This window comes from Pseudoalteromonas sp. H103 (assembly GCF_001469205.1).
Classification (GTDB): domain Bacteria; phylum Pseudomonadota; class Gammaproteobacteria; order Enterobacterales; family Alteromonadaceae; genus Pseudoalteromonas; species Pseudoalteromonas carrageenovora.
In genome coordinates this window covers 340,248-355,581 of sequence record NZ_LOFG01000016.1, presented here as the reverse complement: position 1 = coordinate 355,581, position 15,334 = coordinate 340,248, and the positions used below count along the sequence as shown (strand labels likewise).

At 38.5% G+C, this 15,334-nt stretch carries 12 protein-coding genes; 5 read left to right on the top strand and 7 right to left on the bottom strand.

Going from position 1 to position 15,334, the window contains the following annotated elements; translation table 11 throughout:
- Positions 1-12: 12 nt before the first annotated feature.
- Together ATS74_RS13780 and ATS74_RS13775 are read right to left on the bottom strand one after the other, a co-directional pair.
- On the bottom strand, positions 13-414 hold the full coding sequence (locus ATS74_RS13780) for a GNAT family N-acetyltransferase (RefSeq protein ID WP_058549451.1): 402 nt from the start codon (positions 412-414) through the stop codon (positions 13-15).
- Between the two features lie 62 nt (positions 415-476).
- On the bottom strand, positions 477-680 hold the full coding sequence (locus tag ATS74_RS13775; protein WP_002962585.1) for a DUF3283 family protein: 204 nt from the start codon (positions 678-680) through the stop codon (positions 477-479).
- Positions 681-798: 118 nt separating this feature from the next.
- Here ATS74_RS13775 and ATS74_RS13770 point away from each other — a divergent pair, with 118 nt between their 5' ends.
- Positions 799-1,497: a transporter substrate-binding domain-containing protein gene (locus ATS74_RS13770; protein ID WP_058549450.1), complete on the top strand. Its 699-nt coding sequence runs from the start codon at positions 799-801 to the stop codon at positions 1,495-1,497.
- Here ATS74_RS13770 and ATS74_RS13765 read toward each other — a convergent pair.
- Together ATS74_RS13765 and ATS74_RS13760 are read right to left on the bottom strand one after the other, a co-directional pair.
- Positions 1,494-1,739, bottom strand: coding sequence for a DUF1289 domain-containing protein (locus tag ATS74_RS13765; protein WP_058549449.1), 246 nt, complete (start codon positions 1,737-1,739; stop codon positions 1,494-1,496). The two genes, ATS74_RS13770 and ATS74_RS13765, sit on opposite strands and share 4 nt — an antisense overlap.
- A 132-nt stretch (positions 1,740-1,871) precedes the next feature.
- Entirely contained in the window at positions 1,872-3,005 is a 1,134-nt protein-coding gene (locus tag ATS74_RS13760; RefSeq protein WP_058549557.1) for a 1-acyl-sn-glycerol-3-phosphate acyltransferase, read from the bottom strand.
- A 498-nt stretch (positions 3,006-3,503) separates the two neighbouring features.
- Here ATS74_RS13760 and ATS74_RS13755 point away from each other — a divergent pair, with 498 nt between their 5' ends.
- Together ATS74_RS13755 and ATS74_RS13750 are read left to right on the top strand one after the other, a co-directional pair.
- Positions 3,504-4,448 carry a D-2-hydroxyacid dehydrogenase gene (locus ATS74_RS13755; protein ID WP_058549448.1) on the top strand — a complete coding sequence of 315 codons (945 nt, stop codon included), beginning with the start codon at positions 3,504-3,506 and terminating at the stop codon, positions 4,446-4,448.
- Positions 4,449-4,631: 183 nt separating this feature from the next.
- Positions 4,632-5,012, top strand: a complete 381-nt coding sequence (locus ATS74_RS13750) for a DUF3192 domain-containing protein (RefSeq protein WP_058549447.1) — start codon at positions 4,632-4,634, stop codon at positions 5,010-5,012.
- A gap of 85 nt (positions 5,013-5,097) precedes the next feature.
- On the opposite strand, the gene ATS74_RS13745 is transcribed toward ATS74_RS13750, so the two are convergent.
- From ATS74_RS13745 to ATS74_RS13735, 3 genes are all read right to left on the bottom strand, one after another.
- On the bottom strand, positions 5,098-5,997 hold the full coding sequence (locus ATS74_RS13745; RefSeq protein WP_058549446.1) for a diguanylate cyclase: 900 nt from the start codon (positions 5,995-5,997) through the stop codon (positions 5,098-5,100).
- Positions 5,981-9,775, bottom strand: coding sequence for an ATP-binding protein (locus ATS74_RS13740; protein WP_058549445.1), 3,795 nt, complete (start codon positions 9,773-9,775; stop codon positions 5,981-5,983). The genes ATS74_RS13745 and ATS74_RS13740 overlap by 17 nt, the downstream gene beginning before the upstream one ends.
- A gap of 66 nt (positions 9,776-9,841) precedes the next feature.
- Entirely contained in the window at positions 9,842-11,239 is a 1,398-nt protein-coding gene (locus tag ATS74_RS13735; protein WP_058549444.1) for a PhoH family protein, read from the bottom strand.
- A gap of 306 nt (positions 11,240-11,545) precedes the next feature.
- Between ATS74_RS13735 and rapA the strand changes: the two genes are divergently transcribed.
- On the top strand, positions 11,546-14,440 hold the full coding sequence (rapA, locus tag ATS74_RS13730; protein ID WP_058549443.1) for an RNA polymerase-associated protein RapA: 2,895 nt from the start codon (positions 11,546-11,548) through the stop codon (positions 14,438-14,440).
- Between the two features lie 210 nt (positions 14,441-14,650).
- Positions 14,651-15,304, top strand: a complete 654-nt coding sequence (rluA, locus tag ATS74_RS13725) for a bifunctional tRNA pseudouridine(32) synthase/23S rRNA pseudouridine(746) synthase RluA (RefSeq protein ID WP_082660597.1) — start codon at positions 14,651-14,653, stop codon at positions 15,302-15,304.
- Positions 15,305-15,334 lie beyond the last annotated feature (30 nt).

Sequence of the window (15,334 nt, the reverse complement as noted above, 5' to 3'; positions counted from 1 at the left end):
ATTATTTTATTACTATGGGTACTCTAGGGCGATAATATTTCGGTGCTTGTAAGTATCAAAAAGTACTTGTAAAGCAAGAGTATATGTTAACACCTGGTTAAATCCAATAGCACAATATAAATCGGCTACGTTTTTATATGCGAAGGTATAAATTACTTTATTCTGCTGTTTTATAAGAGCAGATATTAATTGCTTAGCCACACCTTTACCGCGGTGCTTTGGAGCGACATAAACGGTAGATAAAAACAAAAAATCAGCCTTGTTTTGTAACCTACATGCCGCGACTATTTCATTATTATAGTAAGTAACCCAGAGCTTATCTTGTTTGTTTGCTCGCCCTCTTACGTTATATTTTTTATAAAACTTATTAACGAGTGGGGTTTTTAACTCATCGAGCACATAAACGCTATACATTGCTTAACCTAAACTCTCATTAAGAGATTAACTAAAATAAAATCATTTAAATCTATTATTCTCTAGCTAAGCATTAATGCTAAGTACTGCTCAAACTTTTGCTTTAGTACCATTTGCTCTGCCATCGGGCGGCTATGAATAGTATTGTATACTTGCTCACGTGTTTTTTTATTTCGCTTAATTTGATAAGCCCAAAAAGACGCTTCGTAATCGAGCTGAATTTGGTACTTTTCTTCACGTGGTAATAGGCATAAATTAAAACTCACAATACTTCCTTATTCATATATTAAATTGATAGCTCACCCACTAAACTGGGCAAGCGGTAATCAGCTTGCTATTATACGCGTCTTATTTTATTTATTTCTGTAGTTATTGGAACTGATAATGAACAGATGTTTTAGTACCTTGTTATTATTGGTAAATTTATTTTTTAGCGCTTCTTGCTTTAGCCATCAATATAGTCTGACCTTCAACCGCCCACAAAGTACTCCTCAAGCCGATTATGCATTAGAACTATTAAAATTAGCGTACGCCGATATTGGCTTTAAAATACATATAATCGATTTTAGCCGTAAGAATGCTTTGTTAGCGGCAAATAATGGCGTATTAGATGGCCAATTAGGAAGAGATATAAGCGTTGAACAAGATTACAAAAATTTAGTTAGGGTTAACTACGAGCTATTTAAATTCGACTTAATTCTTTATAAAACATGCCTACCCAATAAATTAGAACAACTTGAGAGCATTGCTATTGTTGATGCTTACCCTGTTCAAGAGCGCTATTTAGCGAGCACTAAATTTGCAGGCTCTATCATTAAAGTAAAAAGTATAAGCACACAACTAAACTTACTTGCTCAGCAAAAGGTTCAAGGTGCTTTGATGGTTGACTTTGTGCCTGAAAATAACTCTGCGGTTAAACCAAAAAGCTGCTTCGAAAAAGAAGTACTAACCACTTACCCGCTTTATCATTACTTAAATAAAAATAATAAAAACTTGGTAGATAAGCTCGAAAAATCGCTAATTAATTTAACTAATAACGGCACTGTTTACGCACTTAAAGCCAAATACGGATTAAACTTTTAAAAGTCGAACCCTTGCTGCTCAGCCTGTGTGTTTTGAGCTGCAGCTTGCTGCTTTTTCTGCAAATAGCGTTTATAACGCTGCTGACACAAACTAAGCACCTTCTTTTTTTGGGCATTAGTAAGTGTGTTCCATGCAAAGCGCTCATCACGACTTCGGTAACACCCCTTACAATATCCCCTGTTATTTACTAAGCAAATGCTTTTGCAAGGGCTTGGAATATCAAATATTTCAATTTGTTGCATGGCATTCGCACCGTTAAATAAGAGGTACTTAGTATAGCGTTATTTTTGCACAAAAAAAAAGCAGCAATTAAATTGCTGCTTTTATCTATTTGATCTGAAGTTAGCTTAAAAAACTTTCCAAAATAACAACTATTAATGCTCGCAGCTATTCGTATTTATTTCTGTTTTACGGTGAAATGGCTTAGCGTACATAGCCAGTACTAACGGCTTTAACTCCTCAGGTACCAGTGCTAAACGCTGCTCAAACTTAGCCGTATCTGGGGAGTCAATAACTGCCTTTTTACAGCCACCAGCAATATAGTTACCTGGATGCAGGTAAAATGAATCCACTATTTGCTGATCAATTGTTTTAGCAAGCTCTTCTGCGCTATCGCATTGCTCTTCTATTGGTTGCCCAAAGGCTAAATGTACATGCCCTTTCGCGGTGCTAAAACCTTCAACAATACTTGCAATGTCTTCACCGGCCGATTTTATATACTCACCATGGTGCTGCTTATGATAAAGCTCTTTGGCTTTAGCAATAGCACATGGTTCATACTGATACGAAATAGACACAGGAACAATTTTAAGCTCTTTAATATATTCGCCAAACTCTTTCTTTTGCTTACGACCATTTAATTGCAGCATTTTTAAAAGTGCCGGATCAGTTTGATCAAAGCCATCTTTTGCACGCCCTTCTTTTTGCGCAATCCAAATAGAATTACCGCCAACTAAAGAGTCGTAAATATAAGATGAAAGCTGGGTGAGCGCTTTAAGCATTTCTTTTGGCGCTTTTGCTGAGCGTTTAACAATAAAGCTTTTGTTTAGGCGCATTAGCTCAGTGATGTAAGGTATTTGCAATAAATTATCGCCAATAGCAATACGCACTGTTTTCATTTTATGCTGATATAAACCCCAGTTTACTAAAGCAGGGTCGAGCACTATGTCGCGATGATTTGAAATAAATAAATAAGCTTGGTTTGGATCTAATTGATCTAACCCAGAAAAAGTGACTTTAGAAGTCGTACGTTTTACTAATTTATCTAAGTATTGCGCCACTTCGTTTTGTACGTCTTCAACAGTGCTTACTTTGCCCCACTTTTTACGTAACTGACTTTTTACCAGCGGGCGGGTAATAAAAGGCATTGATGATAAAAATCGCGGTAAATTATACTTTGCTATTACATCAATAAACGCATTATCATTAATTAAACGTGTTAACGAAGCCGCAACTTCGCTGTCATTGTATGGGCGTATATCTGCGTATTTATCTTCTAATTCACTCATTACTACATCTATAATGTTAAAAAACGGCACGCCAAGGCGCACCGTTTATGTCTAAGTTCGATTATAACTCAGGCGATCTAAAATGCGAAATAACCAAAAAACGATTTTGATCTAATTTATTCTGAGCCTAAATAATAAATCTCTTAACCAAATTTAGCTAAGTAACTACTCTTATGACCATGAGGAGGCTCATAAGTGCAAAAAATCTGATCAGTTAACCAAAATACCATGTTATCAATGTGCTAGTGGGCAGACCACTATAAATAACGCATTAAGGCCTTATAGGCTTTCAGGGCCAGAACTGCTTTAAACAAGAGTGGTTTTATAAAGCAAAGAGCAGCGTATATTTAGCCTCAAAAGATAGCCTAGTCATTTGGTAGTAATACCATTTTCAAAGGCTTCCTTTCGTAGTACCTTAACTTCACATTTTCAGTTTCTATAAATCGCTAACACTTTCACGATTGAAACTATTCTAGATCTACTAATTAAAGGCTCATAATGAACATTACTATTCTTGATAACGCCACATTAGCTAACACATCTCTTGCTTGTATTGAGCAACTTGGTAATTTAACAACGTATGAACTTACCAGCCCAGAACAAGTTATTGAGCATTGCCAAGGTGCAGATGTACTTATTACCAATAAAGCAGTATTAAATCGCGATACGATTAGCCAGTTAAAACAACTTAAGCTAATTTGCGTTAGTGCCACTGGCACTAATAATGTTGATTTAGACGCTGCAAAAGAGTTTGGTATTGCAGTTACTAATGTTGCTGGTTACTCAACGCCTTCTGTTGTTCAGCATACATTTTCGTTAGTGACTAACTTACTAGGTAATACTCATCGCTATCAAGCCGATTGCCAACAAGGCGCTTGGCAAAAAAGTGAAATGTTTTGCCGACTAGATTACAGTTTTAATGACCTTCAAGGTAAAACATTTGCCATTATAGGTGGTGGAACACTGGGTAAAGGCGTAGCAAAAGTAGCTGAGGCGTTTGGTGCAAAAGTAATTATTGCTGAGCGCAAGGGCGTAAAATGCAGAGACGGACGCACCCCATTTGAAGAAGTACTAAAAACGGCTGACATAATCAGCGTTCACTGCCCTCTTACTGACGAAACTCGTGATTTAATAGCACTACAAGAGCTTAAAATGATGAAGCCAAGTAGTATTATTATTAATACTGCACGTGGTGGGATTATTAACGAAGCTGACTTAGCCAAAGCACTTGGACAAAACTTAATTGCTGGCGCTGGCGTAGATGTACTAACAAAAGAGCCTGCGGAGCTAACTAATCCCCTCGCTAATTACACTGGTAATAACTTATTACTTACACCACACATTGCATGGGCAAGCACTGAGTCAATCGTACGACTAATCAATGAGGTCAGCCTAAATATTACTGCATTTAATAACGGCGAATCTCGTAACCGCTTGGTATAACTGCATTGCTGACAAATAGTTAAAAAAACTAAAATGTGGCTGTTTTTACTAATTATTTTTGTAAATTATTAGTTAAATACAGCCCTGAAAATCTAACCGACTGAATTTAAATAACTTTTAAACTTGGCCTACTACTTGCCTTATATGATCAAAATATTAAAAACTCATTTAAGGAATATCATAATGAAAAAATCTCTATTAGCAGCGGCTCTTATTGCACCATTTTTAACCGGCTGTGTTATCGCCGTATCTGATGGTGAAGCTGAGACTCATTGGGCAGGGAAAAACTCATCAAGCTGGCAAGCACACCATAAGAATAACCGTGAGGCTATTTCAGAACTGACGATGGATAGCAGCTATCAATCTGTTTTAACGCAATTAAAAACGCCTAATTTCACAGAGCTATTAAAAAAAGATGACGATGTATACCAAGTACTTTTTTATGTCACTCATAGTAAGCATTCTGATTCTAAAACAACGAAAGATGAATGTACGCCGCTTGTATTTAAAAATGATAAGTTGGTAGGTATTGGTGACACTGCTTTGAGTATGATCGCGAACTAAACAGCAAAAAGTCTAACCTCAAAAGTCATTAGATACTAAAAACGCCAATATAAATATTGGCGTTTTGCATTTAAAAATATTCTTTTTAACGCGCTATTATTCTATCTCTACCTTCATCTTTGGCGGCATATAAGCCTAAATCAGCTTCTTCTAATAGGGCTTGCTCAGCGTATATTTGCCCGCTTTCGGTTGTTGCTATACCAATACTAATTGTTATGTGATCCGCATTTAACGATGCTCTATGCTCTATATCCAAAGCATTAACCGCACTACGTATTTTATTGGCAAATTCAATTGCGTCAGCTTTACCCACCCCAGGCAGTACTGCGGCAAATTCTTCACCGCCATAACGCGCTATAAAATCACTTCCTCGCTCGCATTGAGCTGCAAGAACTTGAGCAACTTCTTTCAAACACTCGTCGCCAGCTCGGTGTCCATAGCAGTCGTTGTAACGTTTAAAATGGTCTATATCCATAAGTAATACCGACAATGGCGTTCCACTGCGTTTACTTCTGCGCCATTCGCGAGATAAGTTTTCATCAAGGTAGCGTCTGTTAGGTATTTCAGTTAACCCATCAATAGAGGCCAACATTTCAAGCAAGTCATTTTTTTGCTTTATAAGTAGCTGATTGCGAACTCTTACTCTTACAATAGAGGGACTAAATGGCTTAGTAATATAATCCATTGCGCCTAATTCAAGGCCTTTAGCCTCGTCGTCATGACTACGGTTTGCTGATATAAATATGATAGGCACGGATTGAGTTATAGGGTTTTCTTTAAGCTGCACTAAAACTTCATAGCCATCAATACCAGGCATAATTACATCGAGGATAATTAAATCAACTTGTGTTGTTTTTACAAATGTCAGCGCTTTTTCACCACTATCAACTAAGAACACGTCGTGCTCGTCTTTAAGCGTTTTTTCAAGTACTAATCTGTTTAGCGGATCATCATCCACTATTAATACTTTAGCTCTTTTCGACATCCTTCTCCCCTAAACCATTTATAAAAACAATTACTTGCTCTAATTGCATAATAAGCTCTTTAAGTGTTGTTGCAACTGGCTCGTTAGTCGCTTTAAGGTTTCGCTCGCATACTAATGCACAATGCGATAATCGCCTAAAACCCAAATTACCAGCCACACCTTTTATGCTATGCACTAAGCGTACCAAATCATCTTTACTGGTGGTTTCTGCTATTTGCGCTAATTGAGTTTCGCACAAGTTAGCAAACTTACCAATCATGGTATTAAGCAATGTCTCGTCTAAGCTAAATTGACTAAGTGCAAACGAGCGTTCAAAAAAGCTTGGTTTTACTAAGTTTAAATCAGCTATTGCATCAATAAGTACCTTAGCAACTACAGGCTTTGTTAAATGCTTATTCATGCCGCACTTTAAAGAGCGCTCAATATCAGCGGGTTCACAATGCGCGGTTAACGCAAAAATAGGTAACTGTTTTGCGTCAAACTGTTGACGAATCAAAGTCGTTGCTTGGCAGCCATCTATGTGTGGCATTTGCACATCCATCAATATTAGATCCGGTTTTAATACTTGTAATAGCTCCATACCAATAGATGCGCTTAAAGCTGTTACTACGTTTATGTTAGCTTGACGAAGGACACTACTAATAATCTCTAAATTAAGCTGATTATCATCAATTGCTAATACAAGTAGACCTGATATATCTGCTTTTAGTTCTGGTACATTTTGCAATACCGTATTTATATCTGTTTTAGGCTCAATCAATGAGCTTAAGCTAAATAACCTTTGCCCAAGTGCAGAGGCCTTTACATGCTTAGCAGCTAAATGCTCACTGGTAGGAAGGTTAAGCGTGTGCTGATGATTAACTATAATCACTGATACTTCTTTCGCTGATAGTGAATCGTTAATCACTTCAACTTTTAATAGCTCAGGTAAATCATTTGCATCCACTATTATTTGTTGAGTGTTAGATAGCTTAATTGGGTATTTTAATACCTCATCTAAACTAATATTAGCCAGCTCACTATAAGCATTAGTAACGTGCTCAAGCTCTTTGCTTTGCTCTGATAAAATAGCGAGAGCATAACTTGGCAGCATTTTATTTTTACTGGAATCAACTAATAAGCTAATACTGAAGCTAAATTCACAACCATGACCTTTTTTGCTTTTAAGTGCTATTTCACCGCCCATTAACGACACTGCATGTTTAACAATAGCTAAACCAAGGCCAACTCCTTGGTGTATTCGTGTAGATGACTCATCACCTTGCGTGAAGGCATCGAACAAGCGCCTCTGATCGGCCTCATCTATACCCATACCTGTATCAATGACTTTAAAGCAAATATATTGCTGATCTAGGCTATCGCTCTCTATGAGCTCCATTTTAAGTGTAATCGACCCTGTATGAGTAAATTTAACCGCATTGGTTAATAAGTTACCTAATATTTGCTGAAGGCGGATACTGTCGCAAATTAAATCTGGGGCTATTAGCGGGTCAATATCAATTATAAACTCAATACCTTTGCCTTCACATAATGGTCCCGTTAGGCTTTCGCAAATATCAACGAGTTCAATAACACTAAATGGGGCTAGCTTTAAATCAGTTTGAGCGCTTTCAATACGTGCAAAATCAAGCATTCTGTTTAGCATTAATAATAAGCTTTGTGCTGCGTTTTTAGCCTGGTCAGTATGTTGCAATTGCTTTTGATTTAGCCCTTGCTCAATAAGCATATCGAGTAAACCTAATACAGCGTTAAGAGGGGTGCGAATTTCGTGGCTTAAGTTTGCAATAAAGCGGCTCTTAGCTAATGTTGCACGCTCTGCATCGTGCTTTGCCTTAGTTAAAGCACTAACATCCTGAATGTGAATAACATAATAAGCAGGGTCTCGATTTTCATCCCACACAAGCGACATACTCAACTGCAGCCAGCTAGCCAGCTTTCCTTGAGATAACGTTAAGTGATACACCCTTTTTTTATCATCAAGCAACTGCGCTAAAGCGTCTTTAATTTGCTGCCATTGTGACTCATCAAATAATGTTTTTAATGGCTCGCCCACTAAGGTGTTTTGCTCAGAAAACTGCTTTCTAGTCGCTTTATTTACTTGCACTATTGTATGTTCAAGTGAAAGTAGCACTACACAGTTGGCCGCAAATTCAATAGCGCTTCTAAATTTAGATTCTGAAGCTTTTAATGCATGAAGCGTTTGCTGCTGCTCGGTAATATCTCGTCCAATGCCCATTGTGCCTAACAAATGCTGATGTTCGTTATAAAAAGGTGCAATTGTTAACTGATATGATTTTGTATCAGTGTCTATTCGTTGCTCTACGCTATTTCTATTTTGCAGCACTTGTTTTTCTAATGTATTTATTTGCTGATCGTTTTCACCAAAGTCATCTACACGCATTCCAATAAGTGTTGTTTGATCTTTACCTATATACGCTTCAAATGCTCTATTGCACCCTAAAAATGTGCCATCAATATTTTTAAAGTAAATAAGGTCAGGCACACTATTTAGCATGGTGTTTAATAAGGCAAGGTGGCGCTCTTTTGCCTCATAGCTACGGCTGAGTTTTTCAGACTGACGCTGTACTTGTTCATCAAGCGCTTTGTTGGCATTTTTTAACGAATTTACTAGCTGCTCATTTTTGCTAAATACAGTTTTGACTTTAGAAAACCAAGGTTGCCAACTTAGCGGCACGTTATAATTTAATTTATTATTAAGCTGGGCATTATTACTTTCCAAAAAGTGCATTAAATGCGTCATGGGTTTTACAAAAATACGCTGGCTTAACCAAAAAAATACGGCAAACATCATGCTTAAAAACAGAGTTAAAAATATAAATTCTAATAATATTTCGTATTTAATTGAGCTTACAAATTGAGGTTTTGGTTCGTAATATGCTGCATGAATAGGTAAGTCAGCCATTGGTTGCATAAAAAAATTACTATTGCTGGCTAATACTGTCGCTTCTTTTGTATGCTCTACTAAATTAGGCCAATAAGACTCAAGCTGCACCGCTTTTTCTATTACGTTTTTTGAACTGGCAATAATTTGATGCGACTGATTCATAAATACATATTCACCACTACTTGGTGAAACTTTACTTAACCATGCAGAAATAGCCTGAACGTCATAAATTAAAATAATATAATCACTTGAGCCTATATCTCGTTGCCTACCAATAGCAAAATAGGACTTATCGTTTATTTTAATTATAGGGCTTGAGGTTAGCCTATTTGGAGAAAATTTGGGTTTAAACTTACCGTTTAATATTTCACTAAGCATTAAGCTTTGGCTTTTATTACGTCTACTCACATAAGCAAAATCGTTTTCATCTACATACGCTACAGCCGATAGCGACTGCATAAGTGCAAGCGTTGTATTAAAGGAAGGTCCAAGTGAAAAAACTTGCTGCCACTGTAAAAGTGCCTCAGTAGATAGCGAAAATTCCCCTTTACCTATAATTTCTGTTCCTTGCCCATTAAAGTGTCGATAGTAATAACCACTGTACTGATTAATACCTTCTAGTAAAGTTTGATTTATTTGAGCAGATATAGGTCGTTGATATAAATTAAACATAGAGCTGAGTAAGCCATTTACCGACTCCATGCCATGATTAACTTGAGCTGATACATTAGCAAAATCGGCTTCGCGTTTTTCTACCGCTCGCTCAAGCTTTATATTGTATAAATGCAGGCACAGTAAAAAAGCGACAATTAATGGCACTAACAGCGCAATAAATAATGAGCGGTAATAGTATTTTAGAGGTAAAAAATTCAACGTGTTGCCTGTAATTTGGCTCGAAAATCAACAGTTAGACTAACGAGCCAATTTGTTAAGCGCAAGCTATAAATTTTCTTCCGCAAAAGAGGCTAAACGGCTGCGTACTACACCATTTAAATTAATCGTTGCGCTGCCTTCAAAATCTTTAAAACGCTCAACTATATACGTTAAGCCAGAAGTAACAGGGGTTAGGTAATTACTGTCTATTTGCGCTAAGTTACCGCTACAAATAAGCTTTGTGCCTTCTCCGCAACGTGTAATAATTGTTTTTAGCTGAGAAGCCGTTAAATTTTGGCTTTCATCTAAAATTACCACCGCATTTTGAATGCTGCGCCCACGCATAAAGTTAACCGACTTAAATTGTATATTGGCTTTTTCCATAATGTAGTTACGGCTAGAAATTGGGTTTTCATCGCCTTTGTGTAATACCTCAAGCGTATCGGTAATGGCAGCTAACCACGGCGCCATTTTCTCCTCCTCAGTGCCAGGTAAAAAACCAATAGACTCAGCAATTTCTGGAGTGTTACGCGTTACAATTACCTTATCGTAAATACCTTTTTCAATAACCATTTCAAGTGCACTGGCAAGCGCTAGCAATGTTTTACCGCACCCTGCAGGCCCGGTTAAAATAACAAGTTCAATACTTGGATCTAGCAACGCATCAAGCGCCATACCCTGATAAATATTTTTAGGTTTAACACCCCACGCGTGTTGATGCATTAGTCGCTCAACGCTTATGTCTTTTAATGTAATATGTTCATCGTCGTACGATTTTACCCGCGCTGCAAAGTGCTCACCGCCATCGAGCAAATACTCGTTACAAAACACATCCGGTATTAAATTTTTAGAAACATGATGATAGGTATCACGACCGCTTTGCTCGGTATTGCATTGCCCCACATGCTGCCAAAAATCCCCTTCTATTTTTTTATAGCCACTAGTTAGTAATGTAATATCGTCAATTAGTTGGTCGGTTCTATAATCTTCAACATATTTAAGGCCAGCCCCTTTAGCTTTAAGGCGCATATTGATGTCTTTTGTTACTAATACAATTTTTGAATCGCTGTGCTGCTTTTGTAAATGTACGGCGCAGTTAATAATACGGTGGTCGTTTTCGTTACCCGGTAGGCCAGAGATTGAATCGGCAAATAAATGATCATTTACAATTATAAGGGTGCCTGTTGAGCTTTCTTTGGCCTTTTTGTTACTTGGTAATGCTACGCCTTGCAGCATTTGTTCGGGAGTTGCGTTTTTTAATACCTCATCTAAGCCTCTAATAGCTACACGTGCATCGCGGCTTACGTCGTGTTTTCTGTCTTTAATGTGGTCGAGCTCTTCAAGTACCGTCATGGGAATTACAACGTTATGTTCTTGAAATGACAAATAAGCGAGGGGTTCGTGCAACAGTACATTGGTGTCTAGCACATACATTTTACTTTCAAGGTTCGAAGCTTTTTCCATAGCACTTTCCTTACGTTTTATGATTTTTATGCTATACCAAAATAACTAAGTAAAACGGGCCAAAACTCAAACCTGCAATACTTAATTGCTAAGGCATAATGTAAGTTTAGTCTATTTGTCATAAAAGTCCGTTTTATTACAAACTAGATATAGTTTTTATTTACCTAAAAAAGAGCCACAAACAAGCGGTTTTAATAGTAATAATTAACACTTACAAAATTAATTAAAAGTGAGCCAAATAGCGCCTTGCAGTGGTGTTATGTAACAGGTAACATAGCCGCCTTTTTCTTCATAGACGAGACATACATGAATTTTTCCTTAGGTCAGCGTTGGATCAGTGATACAGAGTCAGATTTAGGATTAGGCACCGTAGTTGCCATTGAAGGCCGTCAGGTCAGCATATTATTTCCAGCCAGTGGTGAAAACCGTGTTTATTCTAGTGCAGAAGCACCTGTTACCCGTGTGGCATTTAATCCTGGCGATGTGATCAAAAGCGTTGAAGAATGGGAATTAGAAGTAGAGTCTATTGAAGTTCAGGGGGAACTACTTTGTTACGTAGGGTCGCGTGTTGATACCGGCGAAGAAGCAAAGTTAAAAGAAACCTTTTTAGATCATTTTATTAAGTTTAATAAACCACAAGATCGTTTATTTGCAGGCCAAATAGATCGCTTTGATCGTTATACACTTCGCTACCAAACTTGGCAGCACCAGTTTGAACGCCAGCAATCACCTATTAAGGGCTTAATTGGCCAACGTGCTAACCTTATTCCGCATCAGCTTTATATTGCACAAGAAGTAGGTAAACGTTTCGCACCACGCGTATTACTGTCTGATGAAGTAGGCCTAGGTAAAACGATTGAAGCAGGCATGATTTTACACCAACAAATCATTAGTGGCCGTGCAAGCCGCGTACTTATTGTTGTGCCTGAAAACCTACAGCACCAATGGTTAGTAGAAATGCTACGTCGCTTTAACTTACGTTTTTCTATTTTTGATGAAGAGCGGTGTGACGAAGCCTTTGCCGATTCGCCAAACGTATTTGATACAGAGCAGCTAGTGCTTACAAGCCTTGAGTTTTTAACTAAGAAAAAACGCTGGTTTGAACAAGCAACACTTGCTGACTGGGACTTATTAGTTGTTGATGAAGCGCACCACTTAAGCATTAATAACGGAAAACCAAGTACTGAATATCAACGAATGGCTGAACTTAGCCAAGATATTCCAGGCCTTATTTTACTTACCGCTACACCTGATCAACTAGGTCATAGCAGTCACTTTGCGCGCTTACAACTACTCGACCCAGACCGTTTTTACGACTACGACGTATTTAAAGAAGAAGAAGCAAATTATAAAGACGTAGCGCAAGCGGCAAATCAGTTATTGCAAGAGCAAGCACTAGACGATACAGCTAAAGCGACACTTATCGAGCTATTAAAAGAAACGGACATTACCGATATTCTTGCAAAAGCACAGCAAGGTGATTTACCAGCACGTAAAGAAATACTCAACATGCTGCTCGATCGTCACGGTACTGGCCGTATATTATTCAGAAACAGCCGTAGTGGCATTGATGGCTACCCTAGCCGTAAACTGCACGCCTACCCAATGGCATTACCAAAGCAGTACAAAACAGCTATGTCGGTACTAGGTAACATGGGTGGTATTCAAAACGCTGAACTAAGTGCACATCGCGCTCTTTTCCCAGAAAAAATATTTCAAGAATTTGAAGGCGAAAGTGCAAGCTGGGGATTATTTGACCCACGTGTAGATTGGTTAATCGAAACACTTAAAACGCTTAAACACGAAAAAGTACTCCTTATTTGTGCCAAAGCCGAAACCGCCATTAGCCTTGAGCAAATACTTCGTGAACGCGAAGCGATTAAAGCCTCGGTTTTCCACGAAGGTATGTCGATTATAGAGCGTGACCGCGCGGCTGCATTTTTTGCCGACGAATACGACAATGCACAAATACTATTGTGTTCAGAAATTGGCTCAGAAGGTCGTAACTTCCAGTTCTCGCATCATTTAGTGTTATTTGATTTACCACTAAACCCTGATTTACTTGAGCAACGTATTGGCCGACTTGACCGCATAGGTCAAACACAAGACGTGAATATTCACGTGCCATATTTTGAAAACACAGCTCAAGAAGTATTACTGCGTTGGTACAACGAAGGCCTAGATGCCTTTGAAACTACATCAACCACAGGTCAGTTATTATATAAAGAGTTTCGCGAAGATTTACTTGAATACATTTCAGCGCATAACTGTGATGAAGACGAGCTAGATCCAATGCTAGAACAAGTAGCGCAACAAAATGCCGTGCTACGTAAAAAAATGGAAAGTGGACGAGACCGTTTATTAGAGCTGCATTCTTCTGGCCAAGGTGCTGCTGACTCTCTGGTTACCGACATTGAAAAGCTCGACAATCAGTTTGAGCTTCCAAGTTACATGATCAACGTATTCGACACCTTCGGCGTAAGCCAAGAAGACAAAGGCGAAAACACGATTATATTAAAGCCAACAGAGCATATGCTAAACGCCTCGTTCCCAAGCTTAAAAGAAGACGGTATGACAGTCACATTCGACCGTGACACTGCACTTTCACAAGAAGATGTACATTTTATTAGCTGGGATCACCCAATGGTGCAAGGCACTATGGACATGATTTGTGACGACGACTTTGGTAGCGCATCGGTTGCACTGCTTAAAAACAAAAAATTACCACCGGGTACCTTTTTTGTTGAGTTGATATTTGTTGCCGAAGCAATGGCCCCAAAAGTATTGCAAGTTGGTCGCTTTTTACCGCCAACACCTATTCGTATATTACTTGATAAAGCAGGTAATAACTTAGGTGAAAACGTAGCGTTTGATGGCTTTAACCAACAACTTTCAGCCGTGGGTCGCCAAACAGCAAGTAAACTTGCTGGTGCACTGCAAAGTGCTATTCACCCAATGATCAACAATGCAAAAGACATGGCGCAAGAAAAACTAGAAGTGATTCGTGAAGCCTCTTTAACTAAAATGCAAAGTACGCTAGGTGAAGAGCAATCTCGTTTAGAAGCCCTTAAACAAATTAACCCGAATATTCGCCAAGAGGAAATTACTTTCTTCGATAAGCAGCGCAGCGAGCTGAGCACGCATATTGAAAAAGCGCAGTTACAACTTGATGCAATTCGCTTAATTGTGGTTTCGCACTAAGGTTTTTTGAGCTTTAAGTTTATAGCTGTCAGTCGTTAGTAAAAAATTAAAAATGACAGCTTAATAAGGCGCGGTATTTATACCGCGCTTTTTTATGCATCAGAAAACTGCATATAAGTTAGGAGCCTTTGTACAGGCTGTGAATGTTTTCCTTGAGCCTTTTCCTTCGCTCCCCTAAAATAGCGCCCTGCAAAATTACTGAGGTCGGCCGTGTTAGTTAATTACAATCCCCCAATGAGTCCGTATTTAACCATACTCTATCAAGATGACGACTTGCTCATTGTTAATAAGCCAAGTGAGTTATTAACGGTTCCGGGTAAAGATCCAAAACATGCCGATAGTTTAATTAACCGCGTTAATCGCGTTTTTCCAACAGCTAAAATAGTTCATCGTTTAGATATGGCTACCTCAGGTATATTGTGTTTGGCAATGAATAAGGCGGCGCATAGGCATTTAAGTATGCAGTTTCAAGAACGCGAAACCGCAAAACGTTATATTGCACGCGTCTACGGACTGCTTGAACACCCTAACGGTTCAGTAGATTTACCGCTTATTTGCGACTGGCCTAATCGCCCTAAACAAATGGTTGACCATGAAAGAGGTAAACCTTCGCTTACACATTATAAAATACTTGATCGCGAAGCTAATGCTACCCGCGTAGAGCTCACTCCAATAACAGGGCGTTCGCATCAATTGCGTGTGCATATGTTAAGCCTTGGCCATCCTATTTTAGGTGATAGGTTATACGCCCATAAAGATGCACTCGCTGCTGCACCTCGCTTACAATTGCATGCACAAATGCTTACATTAAAGCACCCAGTTACTGAGCAAGTACTTACTTTTGAAGTTGAGCCTGAATTTTAACCGGCGCAAATACTTCGTAAATTATTAAAC